The sequence below is a fragment of the Kurthia sp. Dielmo genome, assembly GCF_000307285.2.
Classification (GTDB): domain Bacteria; phylum Bacillota; class Bacilli; order Bacillales_A; family Planococcaceae; genus Kurthia; species Kurthia populi.
Window position 1 is genome coordinate 291,837 of sequence record NZ_HE578959.1, and the last position, 2,117, is coordinate 293,953.

Below are 2,117 nucleotides of genomic sequence, written 5' to 3' on the forward strand. Positions count from 1 at the left end.
GGGCATTAACGATGACCATCGCTCCAATACCAATCCACATTGCAATATATAATCTCATTCTAGAGCCTCCTTTTACAATCTATACCCAAAAGTAGATAAAACAATCCGAGAAAACGTGTTATGTTATAATCAACTGTAAAAAGAACGGAGAAACGTATGAAAACTATCAAGTTACAACAAACTTTTTTTAAATCGTCCAATAGAGCCCATAATTTCTCTGGTTCACCTGCATTTGTTAGTAGTGTAGTAGAGCGTACGATTCCTGGCGCTATTTTTTGCGTGAAGCAAAGCTATGTGATTCGCACGGATTCCGGACTTTATTTCGTGACAGGGCCTGTTGAAGAGGAACTATACGCCTTTTTACAGCGCTGTATGACGGGCGATGGACGTTTTACGCTATTTGTGACAGATACGAGTTGGCAACAACGACTAGATGCGGCTCCGCTTCGTAAAATACCACGCTATGCCTATTCACTCGATACAGCGGTCTATCAAGCATTACCTCGCTTGCACACTGCATATCCTATACAGCGCATTGATGCCAAAACCATTATGATGTCAACGGAATTCCCACAAGTCTATTACGAAGAATATTGGGGAAGCGTGTCACAGTTTTTAGCACATGGCAGTGGCTTTTGTATGATGGACGAGGAACAAATCGTTGGGGAGGCAACTGCCATTTTTCAGTCCACTACTGCGGCGGAGGTCGATATTTTCACGCACCCTGATTACCGCAGCAAAGGCATTGCCAAGCAACTAGCGATGGCTTTTATCGATCATTGCTTAGCGCAGAACATCACGCCTCACTGGGACTGTGATGTAAGGAATACCGCCTCGATTGTCTTAGCGGAGAAAATCGGATTTACGACGAGAAAGCCTTACGCAATTTATGTAAGGAAGTAGAAACTGTCCAATAAATGGGCAGTTTTTTTGTAGATGTACAATCGCAGCTTCATCATTTCTTAAGATTTCTACTAGCCATTTCTTTATTTTTCTTCTTTACACTGACAATAGTAAAGGAGATTGACATATATGAAAAAAATCATTGGGATTCTTTTAATTACTTTAATCATTGGTTGGTATACGCTGAGTAATTGCGCACCAGAGTTAACGACAACTATCTCACTACAGGAGCATATAAATGATTCGCTCACTCTTGTGAATGACGACTATGCCCTAAAGCAGGACCCAACGAATCTTGTGAAAATCCCTCAAAATAGTGCATCCAATCTACAGGTTAAAGATGGTTATTATGTCCAAAACAACGTACTACAGCCACTTTTGCAGTTATTAAAAGCGGCGGCGGACGTGGGGATTACGCATTTTACGATAAATAGTGCGTATCGAAGCGGGGTGGCACAGCAAAAGCTCTTTGAAGCAAAAGGCGCTACTTATGCACAGCAGCGCGGTCATAGTGAGCATCAAACGGGTTTATCACTTGATATTGGCTCCACACAGGGAACAATGGATGCTACAGAGGAGGGGCAATGGCTCGCGGAGCATGCACATGAACATGGCTTTATTTTACGCTATCCATTAGGAAAAGAAGGAATTACAGGAATTGCCTATGAGCCATGGCATTTTCGCTATGTGGGGCTACCGCATAGTCAGGTGATGTTTGACAAGGAGCTGACGTTTGAAGAATATTTAATGTATATCGAAGAACAAGGAAGCTACATAAAAAAAATCAACAATACTACTTATTTTGTACAATATACAACGAATGAAAAAACGGCTGAAATCCCTGATGTGACAAGCTTTTCAGTCTCAAGGGATAATCGCGGTGGAAAAATAATCACAAATAATTTAAATTAATTTAAAAAAAGTGGTTTATCTTTATTTTATCGGGGAACAGTAGAACTAATAATGATGCAATCCCATACCACGCTATACAAGCAACACGAACAAGTAAGGCGTCGTATCGAGAATGTGTTATGTCTCGATCGTAGACACATGTTGCGGGACTTAACCAAGCCGTTAACATTGTGTAAGTAAATAAAGTTATTTAAGCAACATCACGTAACAAAAATAGAAGTTTCAATTGATTGCATCATTAGGTGCTACACGGACTGGCGTTTTTGAGCCAGTCCTTTTATTTATTCAAAAAAAGCGAATGG

At 40.7% G+C, this 2,117-nt stretch carries 2 protein-coding genes; both read left to right on the top strand.

Translation table 11 applies throughout. The features are described from left to right. Positions 1-156 precede the first annotated feature (156 nt). Positions 157-903, top strand: a complete 747-nt coding sequence (locus tag KTHG_RS12655; protein ID WP_139994005.1) for a GNAT family N-acetyltransferase — start codon at positions 157-159, stop codon at positions 901-903. 129 nt (positions 904-1,032) lie between these two features. Next, on the top strand, positions 1,033-1,815 hold the full coding sequence (locus tag KTHG_RS12660) for a M15 family metallopeptidase (RefSeq protein WP_139994006.1): 783 nt from the start codon (positions 1,033-1,035) through the stop codon (positions 1,813-1,815). Positions 1,816-2,117 lie beyond the last annotated feature (302 nt).